The sequence below is a fragment of the Paenarthrobacter sp. JL.01a genome, from assembly GCF_025452095.1.
Classification (GTDB): domain Bacteria; phylum Actinomycetota; class Actinomycetes; order Actinomycetales; family Micrococcaceae; genus Arthrobacter.
The window spans coordinates 1012537-1029744 of sequence record NZ_CP104877.1 but is presented as its reverse complement, the minus strand read 5'-3'; the positions used below and the strand labels follow the sequence as shown (position 1 = coordinate 1029744).

Below are 17208 nucleotides of genomic sequence, written 5' to 3'. Positions count from 1 at the left end.
GGGGACGGGCAGGAGCGGCCCGGGGGCGGTAACGTTGGATTGATGTCCCTTATTCGCGCGCTCAGCAAGGAACTGGAAGCGCGCAGCGACAACTCGCTGCGGGCTTTGTTTGCCGCGCGGCCGGACCTTATATCCCCCATGGCGCCTGACTTCGCCGCACTGGCTGCACGGGCAAGCGCCCGGGTCAGCGTCCAGCGGGCGCTGGAACGGCTGAACAAGCCGGAAATGCAGGTTCTCGAAACCCTGCACCTGTGCACGAATGCAGACACCGGGCACAGCATCTCGGCGGCCGGTTTGAAGAAGGTCATTGCCGGGTCCACTCTTTCGGCCCTGGACCCGATCCTCGCCAAGCTGCAGGAGCTGGCCCTGATCCACCGGGCAGACCCACCCCAGGGCTCGCCACCAGCCACATCGCGACAACGCTTCTATCTCCCGGTGGGCAGCCTCAAGGACGTCATCGGCATCTACCCTGCGGGCTTGGGCCGGAGCTACACCGAGCTCGTCCGGACTCAGCCGGCGTTCGCCCAGCGCGTGGTCCATCTGGTAGCCGAGCTGCACCAAAGCGGCGCGGGAATCCACCCGGCCAGCACGCCCATGGATGCCGCACTGGCACTCCAACGCTGGACCTCCACTCCGGAGAACCTCCGCGCCATTCTGTCCACCGCTCCGGAGCGGACGGCTGGCCTGCTGGACAAGTTCGGCAGCTGGGCCATGGGCGCAGTACCCCAGGCCCAACGGCGGGCTTCCGTGAGTCACGAAAGCCACGACGTCGGGCCCATCGACTGGCTGTTGGCGCGCGGACTGTTGGTGCCCCTGGATGCCGGCCACGTGGAATTGCCCCACAGCGTGGGCCTTGCGCTGCGAGGCGGTGCGATAATTGACGATTTCACTTTGTCGCCGCCTGTTCCGGAACTGGGCCATACCAGCGCGGCGCTGCGGCGCAATGCTGCCATGGGCGCCATCGCCGAAACGTTGCGCTTGGCCAATGGGCTGCTGTTCGCTGTCCGGGAGCAGCCCCTGTCCACGCTCAGGAGCGGCGGGGTGGGCGTGCGGGAACTGAGGCGCCTTGCCGAGTCGATCCGCCTGGGAGTGCACCAGACCGCGGTCCTGCTCGAGCTTTGTGCTTTGTCCGGTCTCCTGCGGCTCGATGTGGACAGTTCCACCTGGATCCAGCCGCCATCCCTGGAATGGCTCACCTTGCCGCGCCAGGAGCAGTGGTTGTGGTTGGTCAATGCCTGGCTGGCCAGCGAGCGCGCCCCATCGTTGGTGGGGCAGCCGCTGACGGGTCCTTCGTCCTCTGCTACCCATCATGGCGCGGCCGGCACCACCATCAACGCCCTGTCCGCCGAGGCCCAGCGGCCCGACGCCCCGGTTGTGCGGCGAAGGGTCCTTGAGATCCTGAACGAGCTGACAGTTGAGGCAGCGGCTCCGGACGGGAAGGCCCCCGTGCTGGACGCCAGGGCGGTCCTGCAGCGGGCCGAATGGGCCCAGCCGCGGATGTCCAGGCGATTCAGTTCCCTGGTGCGCGGCATTCTCGAAGAGGCAGCATTGCTGGGCCTGATGGGTTCCGGTGCCCTGACCCAGCTGGGCTCTGCCATCGCCGCTTCCCAGCCCGAAGCGGCCATGACCATCCTCGGCGAGCACCTGCCGGCTGCCGTGAACCATATCCTGCTGCAGGCTGACCTGACAGCCGTCGCCCCGGGCTACCTCGCGCCGGAGCTGAGCGCGACACTGCTGCTGATGGCAGACGCCGAAGGGCAGGGTCCGGCGTCGATCTACCGCTTTTCTGCCGCCACCATCCGCAGGGCCCTCGACGCCGGACAGGATGCGGAATCGCTGTTGTCGTTCCTCCGGGAGCACTCTGCGACCGATGTGCCCCAACCCCTGGCGTACCTCATCCAGGACACCGCGTCCCGGCATGGCCGGCTGCGTGTTGGAACCAGCGCCAGTTTCATTCAAAGTGACGATGAGTCTGCCATTTCCGAACTCCTCGAGGAAGCTCGGACTTCCGTCCTGAGCCTGGTGCGCATCGCCCCTACGGTGCTTACGTCTTCGGCCAGCACCCGGGAAACCGCCCGGGTCCTTCGCGAGCTGGGACTCTCACCCGCCGTGCAGGACGCCGAGCCCGCCGTCGTGCGTTTCAAGCGGACCACCGCGGTACCGGGCAGCGCGCGCCCGGTTTATACGGCGCCCCGGACGGCTCCGCCGGACGACGACGTCGAGGCACAGCTTGTGGTTCTGCGGCAGCATCGTACTGTCCCGGCCGAGGCGACGGGGGAAGCTTCCACGCAACTGGGCCTGGAGACTCTGCAGACGGCCATCCGGCTCAAACAGGCAGTCACCATGAATGTGGTGGACAGCCTGGGGAATGCCAACACCGAAACCGTTGTTCCTGTATCAGTCTCCGGTGGACGCGTGCGGGTGTTCGATCCCGCCAAGGACACCGAACGGGTGTTGTCCATCCATCGGATCATCGATGTGGAACCCGCCGGAGAACTGCGTTCATGACAACAGCGCTGACCGCCAAACCGCGCCCTGAGGGTGCCCAAGTGAGGATTCAACTGTGACCGACGGTCCGCTGATCGTGCAAAGTGACAAGACCATACTGCTGGAAGTCGACCACGAGCTCGCCACCGAAGCCCGGCACGCCATTGCCGCCTTCGCCGAACTGGAACGCGCCCCGGAACACATGCACAGCTACCGGCTCACCCCGTTGGGCCTGTGGAATGCCCGCGCCGCGGGGCTGGACGCCGAGCAGGTGCTGGACACCCTGTTGAAGTACTCGCGTTTCCCGGTGCCGCACGCCTTGCTGATCGACATCGAAGAGACCATGTCCCGCTATGGCCGCCTGCGGCTGGAGAAGGACCCCCAGCACGGCCTGGTGATGCGCACCGATGACTACCCCGTCCTGGAGGAAGTCATCCGCGCCAAGAAGATTGCGCCCCTGCTCGGGCCACGGATCGACGGCGAAACCGTAGTGGTGCACTCCTCACAGCGGGGGCAACTGAAGCAGCTGCTCCTCAAGCTCGGATGGCCCGCGGAAGACCTGGCCGGGTACGTCGATGGTCAACCGCACCTGATCATGCTCGACGAAAGCGGCTGGCAATTGCGGCCGTACCAAAAACTGGCCACGGAGAACTTCTGGGCCGGCGGCAGCGGCGTCGTCGTACTTCCTTGCGGTGCGGGCAAAACGCTGGTGGGGGCGGCGGCAATGGCGACGTCCTCCACCACCACCCTGATCCTGGTGACCAACACTGTTTCCGCCCGGCAGTGGAAGGACGAGCTCCTCAAGAGGACCTCCCTGACGGAGGATGAAATCGGCGAGTATTCCGGCGCAGTGAAGGAAGTCCGGCCGGTCACGATAGCCACGTACCAGGTCCTGACAACCAAGCGTGGCGGCCTGTATCCGCACCTGGAACTCGTGGACGGGCACGACTGGGGACTCATCATCTACGACGAAGTCCACCTGCTGCCCGCCCCGATCTTCCGCATGACCGCGGATCTGCAGGCCCGGCGCAGGCTTGGCCTGACAGCCACGCTGGTCCGCGAGGACGGCCGGGAAGGCGAGGTCTTCAGCCTGATCGGACCCAAGCGGTACGACGCCCCGTGGAAGGACATCGAGGCCCAGGGCTACATCGCGCCAGCGGACTGCGTCGAGGTGCGCGTGGATCTGCCCCGGGACGAACGCGTGGCGTACGCGATGGCCGACGACGCCGACAAGTACCGCCTCTGCGCCACGTCCGAAACCAAGACCAAGCTGGTGGAGGACCTGGTCGCCGTGCATCAAGGCGAGCAGTTGCTGGTGATCGGACAGTACATCGACCAGCTGGATGAGATTGCCGAGCGGTTGGATGCGCCCCTCATCAAGGGCGAAACCAGCGTCAAGGCCCGGCAGAAGCTCTTCGACGCCTTCCGCAAAGGAGAGATCCAGACCCTGGTGGTGTCCAAGGTGGCCAACTTTTCCATCGACCTTCCCGAAGCCTCCGTAGCCATCCAGGTCTCAGGGTCCTTCGGATCACGCCAGGAAGAGGCCCAGCGTTTGGGACGCCTGCTCCGCCCGAAGCAGGATGGCCGTGCGGCAAGGTTCTACTCCTTGGTGGCCAGGGACACGCTCGACCAGGACTTTGCGGCCAAACGCCAACGGTTCCTGGCAGAACAGGGCTACGCCTACCGGATCATGGATGCCAAGGGCATCGGCAAGGACGTGGGTCAGGAGCAGTAGCTTCGCACGGAATGCACCTGCTGGCCCTTGCTATTGCCGTCCAACGAATTTACGATTCCTAGTGAAGCTCTCCGCCCGATGCGGCTGCCCTTGGTCCAGGCAGTCCGGCGGCCAGCCGCCGGCAGTGGGGGAAGCCCGCAGCCAGGGCGCCGACGGTTCACAGGCCTAGAAGAATCCGAGATTATTTCCCAGAGGATTCCCCATGCGCAAAGCCCTCTTGGTCATTTCCGCAATCGTCCTGTTGTCAGCACTCGCACAGCTGTTTTTCGCAGGATACTTCCACTTCCAGAACACCATCGAAGCCCAGCGTGAAGCGGGCGTCTTCCACGTGATGAACGGCCAGTATGTCCTGCGCTACTCGGCACTGCTCGCCGCCATTGTGGCGGCCATTGCCAGGATGGGTGCCCGGACGATCTGGCTCGCCGCCGGAATTTTCCTGCTCTCCTGGGTCCAGTTGTTCATCTTCATCATTGGGGGTATGCTCACCGGCTCCTCGGAAGACTTCATCACGCCATCTGGTTCGTGGGTAGCTTCCATCCACCCCCTGACCGGGCTCTTGATCATCTTCATGTCCTATTGGCTCTTTACCCGTGCCCGCGCCGCGGCCCTCAATCCGCAGCCGCTACCGCCCAAGGCTTCGGATGCTTCTGCCACGCCCAGGACAGCCTGAACCCGGGCAGCTGTGAATACCTCGCAGCTGCTTGCCCTGGATTTGGTGTTGTCCGTCCTGGCGGCAGCAGCGTGGATCGCTGCCGCATGGATGACCGTACTTTCAAGCACTGACCGCAAGCCAGGACCGCGCCGCGGAACCGATCTGGCGTTGTTGTTGGTCGGTGCCGCCGTCGCCATGACGGCGGCACGCTGTGCCCTGCTTCCCGCTTTGGTGGCCGGCAGTTGGTGGTTTGCCAGCGAACGCATCACCATCAACCTGCCTCTGACCGCCATCCCCGCGGCTTGGGCCGCGATGGCCGGTGTTCCGTTCTTGCTGAGGAGGCGGAACACCGGCGCCAAACTATCCTGGACCGCCCCTTGGCCTCTTGGCCGAACCCGCCGGGCTGCAGTGATGGCTCTGGTGGCCGCAGCTGCGGCAGCCGTGGCCTCACTGGCATTGGCGCTGATCCTGGGTCCGTTCCCTGCACCGTGGAGCGTCGCGGTGCTCCTGTTCATGGTGGCCGGGACGGTCGTGATTGCGGGGGTCGTCATGGCACAGCCTGGAGCTTCCGGCCGCACCCGCGCCAGGCGCCCGGCTGCTGCCGTGGCCGCGCTTATGGTGTGCACGGTAGTGGGCTCCGGAGTTTTCGCCTGGCTTGGGAGCCGCTCCGGAAACGGCGCGGTGATCGCGGCTGCCGTCGGACGTCACCACGGTAACGACGACGGCCCGGTAACGGGTACGACGTCGGTGACCAGCTTGGTGGGGAGCACGCCTGCCAACGCTGTGGTCCGGCACTATGAACTGACCGCCCGCGTTGAACAGGTAACGTTGCCGTCCGGGCGCGCCACTGAAGCGTGGACCTTCGGGAGTCTTCCCGGGCCAACGATCGAAGCGACGCTGGGCGAGGTGGTGGAGGTGGTCCTCAAGAACCGGGACGTGGCCGCCGGTGTCACTTTGCACTGGCACGGTTACGACGTTCCCAACGCCATGGACGGAGTGGCCGGGGCGACGCAGGACGCCGTGATGCCAGGGCAATCCGTGACGTATCGCTTCACCGCGGCGCAAACTGGTACTTACTGGTATCACACACATCAGGATTCAGCCGAGGGGGTCCGCAAGGGCCTCTACGGTGCATTCGTCGTGCACCATCCCGCGGAGGTCCGTGCGGGCACGGACCTCGTGGTGGCGGGGCACGACCTCGGCGGTCTGGGGTTGCTGGGCTCCTCAGACCGCAGCAGTGGGTACCAGGCCGCCCCAGGCAGCAGCGTGCGGGTGCGGCTGATCAACACCGACTCCTTGCCGCAGCGCTACCTGCTGGAGGGTACCTCGTTCAAAGCTGTGGCAGTTGATGGAACGGAGGTCAACGGACCCCAGGACATCGCGGGAAAGGTGGTCCGACTGGGAGCTGGCGGGCGGCTGGACCTCGCATTCACCATGCCTGACTCCCCCGTGACCCTGCGCTCGGATGCCGCTGCCGATGCCGTGGTGGTCTTCGCGCCGGCGGGATCTGCTCCGGCGGCCGGCGGGAAGGCGTCTTTGAGCACATTTGCCACGCTGCCTGTGCTCGATTTGCTGGACTATGGCGAGCCGCTCCCGGCCGGAAAAATATCCTCCGGCAATAGGCCTTCAGTCACTCAGGCCCCGGCGGCCGTCACGAGGGAGGAAGTTGTGGTGCTGGACCGGCAGTTCCGCTTTGTCGATGGAGTGCCACGGTATGCATTTACCGTGAACGGCGCCGCCTACCCGCTGGTTCCGTCCATCGAGGTGGCCGAGGGCGACACAGTGAAAGTAACCGTGGTCAACCGGACCGCCGAGCCACATCCCATGCATCCACATGGCCATCACGTACAGGTTCTGAGCAGGAATGGTATGGCCCCGCTTGGGTCACCTCTGATCCTGGACACCGTGGAGGTGCTGCCCGGTGAAGTCTGGGAAGTGCTGCTCCACGCTGACAATCCGGGCATCTGGATGGATCATTGCCACAACCTCGATCATGCAGCCGAGGGCATGATGATGATGCTCAAATACGAAGGCGTGTCATCCCCGTTCGTTCACGGCGGGCACGCCGGAAACCGGCCCGAGTGAGCCTGGATTCAGGCAACCATCCGCTTGCTGGGCGTGGTGTCCACCTGGTCTACCACTGCCCAGGCATCGGCGTCGCGGAGCTGCGCGCTGGCGAACCGTTCGGCCGATACGAGGTCGTGGAAGTCCTCGCGGCGAATCCGGCCAGTGTCCGTGTCCAGGTAGGTGACGTGGAACTCGACATCGGAATTCTGATGCTGGTGGATGCTGACGGGAGCTGCTGTGTTTGCCATGTTTTAAGTGTGGAACGGGGCACTGACATTTTTTGAAGCATCCGTGGGCGTGTTCGGATTTCGGGCTTTTACGGTGTCCCCTGTCAAGGTGTCCTCAGGTACTGCGCCGATACCGCGCGGACGGTTTCACTGAGCGTATCGAGCACCGCGGAGGCAGTTCGCCAGCGCTGCCAGTAGAGCGGCACGTCGAAGGGCCGTTCCGGAGCCAGCTCGATCAGCCGCCCGTCCGCGATGTCCGGGCCGCACTGAACCTCCGGGATGAGGCCCCAGCCAAGTCCCAGCCGGATTGCGTCGCCGAAGTCCTGCGATGCAGGCACATAGTGGCGCGGGCCCTTCCTCTCCGGAACGGGCTTCCCCTCGTCTCGAAGGCGGGACTGTACGAAAGCCCACTGGTAGGTGTCTTTGCGGTCGAAATCCACTGTGGGGGCAGCGTTGAGCGCATCGCCGTCGAGTCCGTCCGGGAAGTCCGGGAACCAGCGGTCCACAAAACGGGGTGCCGCGACCGGGAGGTACCTCATGGTGCCGAGGCTTTCCACGCGGCAACCCTGAACGGGTTCCGGGGTGGCCGTGACAGCCGCCATGACCGTTCCGGACCGCAGCAGTGACGTGGAGTGTTGTTCGTCGTCGCGGTGGAGATCGAACGTCACGTTGAGGTTGCCGGGAACCCGCGCCAGGGCCTTGAGGAACCACACCGCCAAAGAGTCGGCGTTGACCACGATCGGCACAGCCAGCCTGGGCCTGTCCCCGTCCAAGCCCAGTTCCTCTCCAGCATCGGCCTCGAGCTGGGCCACCTGCCTGGCCAACCGCAGCACCACTTCCCCGGCCTCGGTGGCCAGCGCCGGATTGCTGCGTTGCAGGAGGACCCGGCCGGTGGATTGTTCCAGCGCCTTCAACCGCTGGGAAACGGCAGACGGCGTGATGTGCAGCAGGCGCGCGGCGGCCTCCAACGTGCCCTCGGAGAGGACGGTGGCGAACGTCAATAACTGTTCGGAGGGAAATTGCGTCATAAGCACAGCTTACGCAGCATCAGAATCTTTAGCTGGTCTAAGGAATCCGCTGACCGTAATTTCGAAGAGTGACTTCCCTTGATTTCCTTCATTCAGCAGGCCTCGGTTTGGCCACAGGCCTGGCCCTCATCGTTGCCATCGGCGCCCAGAACGCCTTCGTCCTGCGCCAGGGCATCCGCGGCGAGCACATCGTGCCCATTGTCGCCGTTTGCGCCCTCTCCGACGCCGTCCTCATCGCCGCCGGAGTCCTTGGCACCGGTGCCCTCGCCACGGCAGCCCCTGCCGCCGTCGTTGTCCTCCGCTACATAGGCGCCGCCTTCCTGGTGACATATGGCCTCATGGCCGCCAGGCGCGCCATGCGTCCGCAGTCTTTGATGGCCGGCGACGGTCAGGAACGTCCCCGTGGCAAAGGAGGCGCCGCGGCAGCGGTCACGACCGTGCTGGCTCTCACGTGGCTCAACCCGCACGTCTATTTGGACATCGCGCTCCTCGGCTCGCTTGCCAGCGCCCAAGGAAGCCCCTTGCAGTGGTGGTTCGGAGCCGGGGCCATGGCTGGAAGCATCCTGTGGTTTTGTTCGCTGGGGTTCGGCGCCCGCTTCCTCCGCGGATTCTTTGCGCGTCCGTTGTCCTGGCGGTTTCTGGACGGTGGAATTGCCGTGACCATGGTGGCGCTGGGGCTCGGTCTGGTCCTGGGTGCTTGAACCGCTTCGGCGTATCGGCGGCACGCAGTAGGCTCACATGCAGCATCCAGATAACTCACAGTTTCTGGGAGCACTATGGGTGTCATGAAAAAGAACGGTCCTGAAGCCAAGCTCCTTGTGGTTGACGACGAACCCAACATTCGCGAGCTTCTGTCCACGTCGCTGCGTTTCGCCGGTTTCGAGGTGGTGGCCGCAGCCAACGGTCGCGAAGCCCTCGCAGCAGCCGACCTTCATGCCCCGGACCTGGCAGTCCTGGACGTCATGCTTCCGGACATGGACGGTTTTACCGTCACCCGACGCCTTCGTGCGGCCGGCAAGCATTTCCCCGTCCTTTTCCTGACCGCCAAGGACGATACCGAGGACAAGGTCACGGGCCTCACGGTTGGCGGCGACGACTACGTCACCAAGCCGTTCAGCCTGGACGAGGTCGTGGCACGCATCCGGGCCGTTCTTCGGCGTACCCAGCCGCTGGAAGATGACGATGCGGTGATCCGCGTTGACGATCTCGAACTCGACGACGACGCACACGAAGTGCGCCGTGGCGGCACGGTCATCGAGCTCTCCCCCACGGAGTTCAAGCTCCTGCGCTACCTCATGCTCAACCCCAACCGTGTGTTGTCCAAGGCCCAGATCCTTGACCACGTGTGGGAGTACGACTTCAACGGCGACGCCTCGATCGTGGAGTCCTACATTTCCTACCTGCGCCGCAAGGTGGACATCGATCCCGATGCCGCAGCCCTCATCCAGACCAAGCGCGGCGTGGGCTACGTGCTGCGGACGGCAGAGAAGCGCTGACCTTGCTGCAACGCTGGAAGTCGGCATCACTGCGGTCGCAGCTGGTTGCCATCATCATGTGCCTGCTTCTGCTTGCCCTTGCGGCAACAGGAGCGGGTACCCTGACGCTCGTCAAGAGCTACCTGCAGGGCCAAGTGGACGACAAGCTCAAGGCCGCGGTGGCTCTGGCCCAGGATCGCCAGTCCTTTGACCGTTTGACCGAGCCCAACAGCGCTGCGCCTGCGGACACCGCTGTTCCCACGGACTATTCACTGACGCTGTACGTCCCGGACCTCGCGCCGTATCCGTTCGGCGGCAGCCAGAGCGACCGGCCCGCTATCGCCAACATCACCCCGCTGGAGGCAAAGCAGCGCGCCAACGCGCCGTTCCAGGTCAAGGGCACCGCCGGAACAAACTGGCGGGTTGTCGCCGTCGGCGTTGTTGCCAACGGGCAAAACGGCGTGGTCATCATCGGGCTGCCCCTGACACCCGTGGACAAAGTCATGGAGCATGCTGTTCTGGTGGTGGTGGGCGTTGGCCTCCTGACCTTGGTGCTGGCCTTCTTCATCGCCACCTGGACTGTGGCGCGATCCTTCCGGCCCTTGGCGAAAGTGGAAAAGACCGCGGCCGCCATCGCCGCCGGCGATCTCTCGCGCCGTGTGGAAGTGGACAACCCCCACACCGAAGTCGGACGCCTCGGCGGTTCCCTCAACGCCATGCTCGCCCACATTGAAGCCTCCTTCGCCGCGCGTGCTGCGTCCGAAGGCCGGATGCGGCGGTTCGCAGCTGACGCCTCCCACGAGCTTCGGACTCCCCTGGTGACCATCCGCGGCTTCTCCGAGCTCTACCGGCACGGCGCCCTCTCCACCGAAGAGGATGTCGCCATGGCCATGGGGAGGATCGAAAGCGAAGCCAAGCGGATGGGTTCCATGGTGGAGGACCTGCTCCTTCTGGCGCGGCTTGATGAGCAGCGGCCGTTGCAGCTCAAGCCGGTGGACCTTCAGCTCCTGGCGCATGACGCCGTGGTGGATACCCGGGCCTCCTCCGGGGACCGCACCATCACGCTCACAGGTCTCGACGACGGTTCCCCCTCCGCTGCGCCGGTACAGGGAGACGAGGCGAAACTTCGCCAGGTCATTGGAAACCTGGTGGGAAATGCCTTGCGCTACACGCCCGAAGGATCACCGATCGAGCTCGCCGTGGGCGTTCGCGATACCCCGGCCGGCAAGGATTCCGTGATTGAGATCCGCGATCACGGGGCCGGCATTCCGGATGCGGAAACCAACAAGATCTTTGAACGCTTCTACCGGGCTGACACGTCACGGACCCGGGAAACCGGTGGCAGCGGCCTGGGCCTTGCGATCGTTTCAGCGATAGTGGGTTCCCACGGTGGTTCCGTTCAGGTCAGGGAGACCGACGGCGGCGGGGCCACGTTGGTGGTACGGCTGCCGTTCCACGAAGAGCCGGCCGAGGCGCCTTCCGCCTAACGCTGCTGTTACGGCGCGCTGCTTATCCACGGCGCTTCTTTTCCACATAGCACCGTTTGTCCACATACCGGCGAAGAACCGTTTCGGGCGCCAAACGCGAAACCTAGGCTGAATGCAGTGCTCACGCATCCCCGCATTCAGCGGCACATCTTCGTCGAAAGGCAACACCCATGAGCGTCATTTCCGTTGATACCGAGCTGCTTCAGCTCAAGTCGGCAAACGTCAAAGGAACTGTGGACCGCATCAGTTCCGACGTGCACACCATGACGCGGGGCTTGGAGGAACTGCAGGCTACGTGGAAGGGTTCTGCGGCCACGAACTTTCAAGCCTTGGTGGTGGAATGGGCGCTCACCCAAAGCAAGGTTGAAGCATCGTTGGCTTCCATCACCACGGCCCTGTCCTCGGCAGCTACAAGCTACTCCGAGGTTGAGCAGGGCAACACGCAGCGCTTCATGTATTAGCTCCTGTGAACTCCTGTAGGGCCGGCTGCCATCCCCCTGTGCGTCCGGCCCTACAGGTTAATACCCGGCGCTCCAAAGCCTCACCGCTACGTTCCCTACTTCTCCAGCGTCCCTTGGTGGAACCGGAGCCGCCATTGGCCTCGGTCCAGCGACCACACGGAACTCCTGAGTGCTGAACCTGTGTGGCTGAGGCTGCGGTACGTCAGCAAGATGGTGTTTTCGCTGAGCCGGTCGGCACTCAGCAGTTCGAGTTCGGTAGCATCTCCCGGGTCCTCCTCGAGTGCCATCATCATGGCTTCACGGGTCCAGTAACGGCCCGAGCTGCCGATCTCTGCGAAGTCCGGGTGGAGCAGCACTCCGATCCTGCCGATGTCGGCCCTGACGTCCGGACGCAACAGTTCGCGTTCCAAGGCCACCACAGTGTCCTCCGCCGAAAGTTCCGGGGCCGAGGTGTCATCGCCAAGTTCGCTGAACAGATCTGCCTGGCCAAAGATGCCCGATTCACCAAAAAGGGTGGGTTCAAAGTGTGGCCGGATGCTCCGGTCCGGGCGCACGGGCGCCGGTACTGTCTCGGGGATCCGGACCGCCGTCTGGGCGGCCGGCGTACCCGGCAAGGCCTCGCTTTCGGTGGAGGCAGAGCCCTCCAAGGAGGCAGTGCCCTCCAAGGCACCCGGGAAGCCCGGACCGGTCCGTGGGGCTACGCCCTGCTGGTAGGCCAAGGCCACCGCGCGTGCACGCTCGTCAGCAGCTTCGTTGAGGTCGTGGCCCGCGTGACCCTTGACCCACTCGAAGGTGTACTTACGCCCCACGATCGCCTGGTCGATGTCTCTGAGGATGTCAACGTTCAGGACCGGCTTCCCGTCGGCCTTGCGCCAGCCCTTGCGCTTCCAGCCCGACATCCACTTGGTAATGCAGTTGATGACGTATTGGCTGTCGCAGAGGATGAGCAGTTCTTCGTGCGGCACGTGGGCTGTGGACCGGAACAGGTCCAGGACAGCCATCAATTCTCCCTGGTTGTTGGTCCCGTGCGGCCATCCTCCCGCTCGCCAGCAGGAGTCATCAACGTACCAGGCCCATCCGGCCGGTCCAGGATTACCGAGGGCGGACCCGTCGGCGGCAGCAATAATCGTCATACGTTAATCCTGCCAGACCGCACCGACACTAAAGCTGTCTCCGCGCCCACCGAGAACGTGGGAACCATGCGAAATCGCCGTAATTTTCCCTACGAATTGGACGTATTCGTAGTCGTTCGGCGACCCAGGCACTTCGCTGAAACGCCGACGGCGGCCCCCACCAGAAGGTGGGGACCGCCGTCGTACTTGCTATGCGTGACGCAGCAGGACAGGTGGCTTAGAAGCCGCCCATGCCGCCCATGTCGTCGCCACCGGGAGCCGGAGCGTTCTTCTCAGGCTTGTCGGCAACTACGGCCTCGGTGGTCAGGAAGAGACCGGCGATGGAAGCAGCGTTCTGGAGAGCCGAGCGGGTGACCTTTACGGGGTCGTTCACGCCTGCAGCCAGAAGGTCTTCGTAGACACCCGTGGCAGCGTTCAGGCCGTGGCCGGAAGGCAGGCCGCGGACCTTGTCCACCACTACGCCAGGCTCGAGGCCGGCGTTGAAGGCAATCTGCTTCAGCGGAGCATCGATGGCAACCTTGACGATGTTGGCACCGGTTGCCTCGTCACCCTGCAGGGTGAGGTTGGCGAATGCCTTGGCACCGGCCTGGATGAGGGCAACGCCACCACCGGCAACGATGCCTTCTTCAACAGCAGCCTTTGCGTTGCGGACAGCGTCCTCAATGCGGTGCTTGCGTTCCTTGAGCTCAACTTCGGTTGCGGCACCGGCCTTGATGACTGCAACGCCGCCGGCCAGCTTGGCCAGGCGCTCCTGCAGCTTCTCGCGGTCGTAGTCGGAGTCGGAGTTTTCGATCTCGGCGCGGATCTGGGCGACGCGGCCTGCGATGGCGTCGGCGTCGCCGGCACCTTCAACGATGGTGGTCTCGTCCTTGGTGACAACAACCTTGCGGGCGGTGCCAAGGAGGTCCAGGCCGGCGTTTTCGAGCTTGAGGCCGACTTCTTCGGAGATGACCTGGCCACCGGTGAGGATGGCGATGTCGGCCAGCTGTGCCTTGCGGCGGTCACCGAAGCCCGGAGCCTTGACGGCAACGGACTTGAAGGTGCCACGGATCTTGTTGACGATCAGGGTGGCCAGGGCCTCGCCCTCGATGTCTTCGGCGATGATCAGCAGCGGCTTGTTGGACTGCATGACCTTCTCCAGAACCGTGACGAGTTCCTTCACGTTGGAGATCTTGGAGTTGACGATCAGGATGTACGGGTCTTCGAGGACCGTCTCCTGGCGCTCTGCGTCGGTGACGAAGTAAGCGGAGATGTAGCCCTTGTCGAAGCGCATGCCTTCGGTGAGCTCGAGTTCCAGACCGAAGGTGTTGGACTCTTCAACCGTGATGACGCCTTCCTTGCCCACCTTGTCCAGGGCTTCGGCGATCAGGCTGCCGATTTCCGGGTCGCCGGCGGAGATGGAAGCCGTAGCTGCGATCTCTTCCTTGGTTTCTATTTCCTTGGCGGAGGTCAGCAGTTCGCTGATGACTGCCTCAACAGCCTTCTCGATACCGCGCTTGAGGGACAGCGGGTCGGCGCCGGCGGCAACGTTGCGCAGGCCTTCCTTTACCAGTGCCTGGGCAAGAACGGTTGCAGTGGTGGTACCGTCGCCAGCGACGTCATCCGTCTTCTTGGCAACTTCCTTGACCAGCTCAGCACCGATCTTCTCGTAAGGGTCGTCCAGCTCGATCTCCTTGGCGATGGAAACGCCATCGTTGGTGATCGTGGGAGCGCCCCACTTCTTTTCGAGGACGACGTTGCGTCCACGCGGGCCGAGGGTGACCTTGACGGCGTCAGCGAGGGTGTTCAGGCCCCGCTCGAGGCCGCGGCGTGCCTCTTCATCAAATGCAATGATCTTGGCCATAACGGCGGTAGTCCTTTCGGGACAGTCGTTAAGAAGGTACCTGTCAGGTGGGATGCCCGCGACGGACGGTCCTTTGCGTGCAGCCTCTGTATGCCCCGCGCTCCGGACCTCACCCCACCAAGGTGTTTCTTGGTCCCCCAGCGGTTCAACCATCATTCCGTTACCGGCGGGAGCCGGATCGGATTAGCAGTCGAACCGTAGGAGTGCTAAATCAATAATTAGCACTCGACTGGTGAGAGTGCAAGCAGAGGCGCCACTTTTGGCACCCGCGAAGAGGGTTTCAGCCGAGAGCTGACCGCCGTTACGGCGAGCACTGAAAGCCTCAGGCTACGCGCACGCCTTCGGCCTGCGGACCCTTCTGGCCCTCACCCAACTCGAACTCAACACGCTGGCCCTCTTCGAGGGCCCGGAAGCCATCCATTTGGATAGCCGACCAATGCACGAAGATGTCGTCGCCGGAGTCATCCACAGTGATGAATCCGTAGCCCTTTTCGGCGTTGAACCATTTGACGGTTCCCAATGCCATGATGCCCACACTTTCGCAGTAGCCAAGACCGGTTGCCGGGATCTCCGGACCGGAATTAATCCACTGTAACCACAGTCACTATCCCTGCGCTTCCCCCAAAGGGCAGGGCGCTGGTTTTGTTATTGAGGCTTAACCGAGTTTGGGTTTTTGGGCCCTGGAGCGGCGCGGTTACTGGTAGCCGGGTCCCGCTACTACAACCAGTGGTTGCTGCACATCAGGGGTCTCCACGATCGACTGGATCCCCAGAAGCGCGCCCAAAGCCTCGGCATTGGCTTTCTGGGAAGGAGCGTTGTAGAAGATCACGGACGTCTGCTGCGGAAGGCCGCCCCAGTTGGCGACAGTGCTAAGAGTCCAGCCACCGCCCTGCACCAGCCCGGCCACCCGGCCGGCCAAGCCGGCGGTGCCGGTTCCGTTGTACACAGCGACCGGAACGCTCTTGTCCACCGGGGCGGTGGAGGGCGACGGCGACGACGACGGCGTGGCCGACGGCGACGGCTGGGTGCTTGGTTCGTTGGAGGCAGGCGGTGCGCTGCTCGAAGCGGAAGGAGCAGCCGAAGGCGACGTCGAGGTTTGCTGGGGTGCCGGCGTCGTGACGCTTGATGACGCACTGGGGGCGACAATCCCGAGGTTCGGCAGGATAAGGAACGCCACCAGGCCGAGTACCAACGCCACGGCTCCGACGGTCAGGACCGGCCACAACGTGGGGCGCGCGGCGTCCTGGTTGTCGCGGTGAACGCCCTGCCGGGAGGTGTTCTGTGGGACCTGGTCGAATTCGTCCCTGGCATATTTGGTCATGGTGAAGCGTTGTCCTTGCTGGTTGCTGCTGACGGATCGCACCTGCGAATTACGCGTCCGACCCCAAGCGCCGCGCTGTCCGCGCCCGCTGGCGGGACGTACGTAGTCTACGCAATCTCTTCACGAGCATGGGATCGTGCGCCAACGCGTCCTCAGTGTCGATCAGCGCGTTCAGGATCTGGTAGTAATGGGTGGCGGAAAGATCGAAGAGCTCCCTGATGGCTTGCTCTTTCGCCCCGGCATACTTCCACCACTGCCGTTCAAGCGCCAACATCTGCTGGTCCCGCTCGCTCAGCGGCGAGTCGCTTCGGGTATCGGCCGCGAGGTCTTCCAGGGCCAGTCCGTCAGCCTGCGGCGCCATTGGTTCCGGTGCTGGTTCTGCCACGGCACACTCCTTCGACGCTTGTTGGGGAAAATGTCCTACCCCTATGTTACGGGCGAATAACATCGCTGTCATTCGCTCCACCTCCGCCACGCGGGAGACAATGGCCGGGTGACTGGCGAGGATGCTCTCTTTGATCTTGAACCCGCTGGCGAAGCCGATCCTGGCTTCGCCACGCTGATTGACCGGCCCCTCAAGGAGCTGATGGCTCCCGACTGGGCCGAGGCGATGCGTCCTGTGGAAGGGCACCTTCGTGATGCGCTGGCATACGTCGCACGTCGCGCCGGGGAAGGAAAACACGTCCTCCCCGCCTCGGAAAACGTGCTCCGCGCTTTTCGCCAACCGCTGGCCGAGGTCAAGGTGCTGCTGCTGGGCCAGGACCCGTACCCTACTCCGGGACACGCAGTGGGGCTCTCCTTCTCCGTCTCCCGCCAAACCCGCCCCATCCCCCGCAGCCTGGCCAACATCTACCGCGAGCTCCAGGACGACCTCGGCCTCCCACCCCGCGTCCACGGCGACCTCAGCGCGTGGACAGAGCAAGGCGTCCTGCTGCTGAACCGCGTACTCACCGTGGAGGCCCGCGACGCCGGCGCCCACCGCGGCAAAGGATGGGAGGCCATTACGACGGCGGCAGTCACCGCCGTCGTAAACCGTACGGATGGTGCCGGGCACCGGAAGCCGCTGGTCGCCATCCTGTGGGGCAAGGACGCCGAAGGTGTCGCACCGCTGCTGGGGGACGCGCCGTCGATAGTTTCAGTGCACCCCAGCCCGTTGTCGGCGTCCCGGGGTTTCTTTGGGTCCAAGCCTTTCAGCCGGACCAACGAACTGCTGGCCGGGCAGGGCGCGGAGCCCGTGGACTGGGAACTCCCGGTCCTGTAGCGCCGACCCTCACTCACATCCCACCAAACAC

At 64.2% G+C, this 17208-nt stretch carries 16 protein-coding genes; 9 read left to right on the top strand and 7 right to left on the bottom strand.

The genetic code is table 11. From position 1 onward, the window contains the following. Positions 1–42 precede the first annotated feature (42 nt). The 4 genes from N5P29_RS05065 (at position 43) to N5P29_RS05050 (ending at position 6959) form a co-directional block, all read left to right on the top strand. Positions 43–2508 (top strand): helicase-associated domain-containing protein, encoded by a 2466-nt coding sequence (locus tag N5P29_RS05065; protein WP_262277564.1) that lies wholly within the window; start codon positions 43–45, stop codon positions 2506–2508. 55 nt (positions 2509–2563) lie between these two features. Beyond that, positions 2564–4222, top strand: coding sequence for a DNA repair helicase XPB (locus N5P29_RS05060; protein ID WP_262277563.1), 1659 nt, complete (start codon positions 2564–2566; stop codon positions 4220–4222). A gap of 202 nt (positions 4223–4424) precedes the next feature. Then, the gene (locus tag N5P29_RS05055; RefSeq protein ID WP_144662698.1) at positions 4425–4892 is read left to right on the top strand and encodes a hypothetical protein; all 468 of its coding nucleotides are present in this window, start codon (positions 4425–4427) and stop codon (positions 4890–4892) included. A 12-nt stretch (positions 4893–4904) separates the two neighbouring features. Continuing rightward, positions 4905–6959 carry a multicopper oxidase family protein gene (locus tag N5P29_RS05050; protein WP_262277562.1) on the top strand — a complete coding sequence of 685 codons (2055 nt, stop codon included), beginning with the start codon at positions 4905–4907 and terminating at the stop codon, positions 6957–6959. Positions 6960–6967: 8 nt separating this feature from the next. On the opposite strand, the gene N5P29_RS05045 is transcribed toward N5P29_RS05050, so the two are convergent. After that, positions 6968–7189, bottom strand: a complete 222-nt coding sequence (locus N5P29_RS05045) for a hypothetical protein (protein ID WP_262277561.1) — start codon at positions 7187–7189, stop codon at positions 6968–6970. Between the two features lie 83 nt (positions 7190–7272). After that, the gene (locus tag N5P29_RS05040) at positions 7273–8196 is read right to left on the bottom strand and encodes a LysR family transcriptional regulator ArgP (RefSeq protein ID WP_262277560.1); all 924 of its coding nucleotides are present in this window, start codon (positions 8194–8196) and stop codon (positions 7273–7275) included. A 68-nt stretch (positions 8197–8264) separates the two neighbouring features. Here N5P29_RS05040 and N5P29_RS05035 point away from each other — a divergent pair, with 68 nt between their 5' ends. The 4 genes from N5P29_RS05035 to N5P29_RS05020 all read left to right on the top strand — a co-directional run bounded on the left by N5P29_RS05035 (position 8265) and on the right by N5P29_RS05020 (position 11619). After that, on the top strand, positions 8265–8897 hold the full coding sequence (locus tag N5P29_RS05035) for a LysE/ArgO family amino acid transporter (protein ID WP_262277559.1): 633 nt from the start codon (positions 8265–8267) through the stop codon (positions 8895–8897). Positions 8898–8981: 84 nt separating this feature from the next. Beyond that, the gene (locus N5P29_RS05030; protein ID WP_026267426.1) at positions 8982–9692 is read left to right on the top strand and encodes a response regulator transcription factor; all 711 of its coding nucleotides are present in this window, start codon (positions 8982–8984) and stop codon (positions 9690–9692) included. Positions 9693–9694: 2 nt separating this feature from the next. After that, positions 9695–11158, top strand: a complete 1464-nt coding sequence (locus N5P29_RS05025; protein WP_262277558.1) for a sensor histidine kinase — start codon at positions 9695–9697, stop codon at positions 11156–11158. A 170-nt stretch (positions 11159–11328) separates the two neighbouring features. Continuing rightward, positions 11329–11619: a WXG100 family type VII secretion target gene (locus tag N5P29_RS05020; protein WP_262277557.1), complete on the top strand. Its 291-nt coding sequence runs from the start codon at positions 11329–11331 to the stop codon at positions 11617–11619. A 95-nt stretch (positions 11620–11714) separates the two neighbouring features. Here the strand turns inward: N5P29_RS05020 and N5P29_RS05015 are convergent, their stop codons facing one another. The 5 genes from N5P29_RS05015 to N5P29_RS04995 form a co-directional block, all read right to left on the bottom strand. After that, on the bottom strand, positions 11715–12752 hold the full coding sequence (locus N5P29_RS05015; RefSeq protein ID WP_262277556.1) for a ribonuclease HI family protein: 1038 nt from the start codon (positions 12750–12752) through the stop codon (positions 11715–11717). Positions 12753–12969: 217 nt separating this feature from the next. Then, positions 12970–14595, bottom strand: a complete 1626-nt coding sequence (gene groL / locus N5P29_RS05010; protein WP_262277555.1) for a chaperonin GroEL — start codon at positions 14593–14595, stop codon at positions 12970–12972. 322 nt (positions 14596–14917) lie between these two features. Continuing rightward, positions 14918–15121, bottom strand: coding sequence for a cold-shock protein (locus N5P29_RS05005; RefSeq protein ID WP_262277554.1), 204 nt, complete (start codon positions 15119–15121; stop codon positions 14918–14920). Between the two features lie 168 nt (positions 15122–15289). Next, positions 15290–15916 (bottom strand): LytR C-terminal domain-containing protein, encoded by a 627-nt coding sequence (locus N5P29_RS05000; RefSeq protein WP_262277553.1) that lies wholly within the window; start codon positions 15914–15916, stop codon positions 15290–15292. A gap of 49 nt (positions 15917–15965) precedes the next feature. Beyond that, complete coding sequence (locus tag N5P29_RS04995) at positions 15966–16301, bottom strand: DUF3263 domain-containing protein (protein ID WP_144662710.1); 336 nt, start codon at positions 16299–16301, stop codon at positions 15966–15968. A 108-nt stretch (positions 16302–16409) separates the two neighbouring features. Here N5P29_RS04995 and N5P29_RS04990 point away from each other — a divergent pair, with 108 nt between their 5' ends. After that, the gene (locus tag N5P29_RS04990; protein ID WP_262277552.1) at positions 16410–17177 is read left to right on the top strand and encodes a uracil-DNA glycosylase; all 768 of its coding nucleotides are present in this window, start codon (positions 16410–16412) and stop codon (positions 17175–17177) included. Positions 17178–17208: the final 31 nt, after the last annotated feature.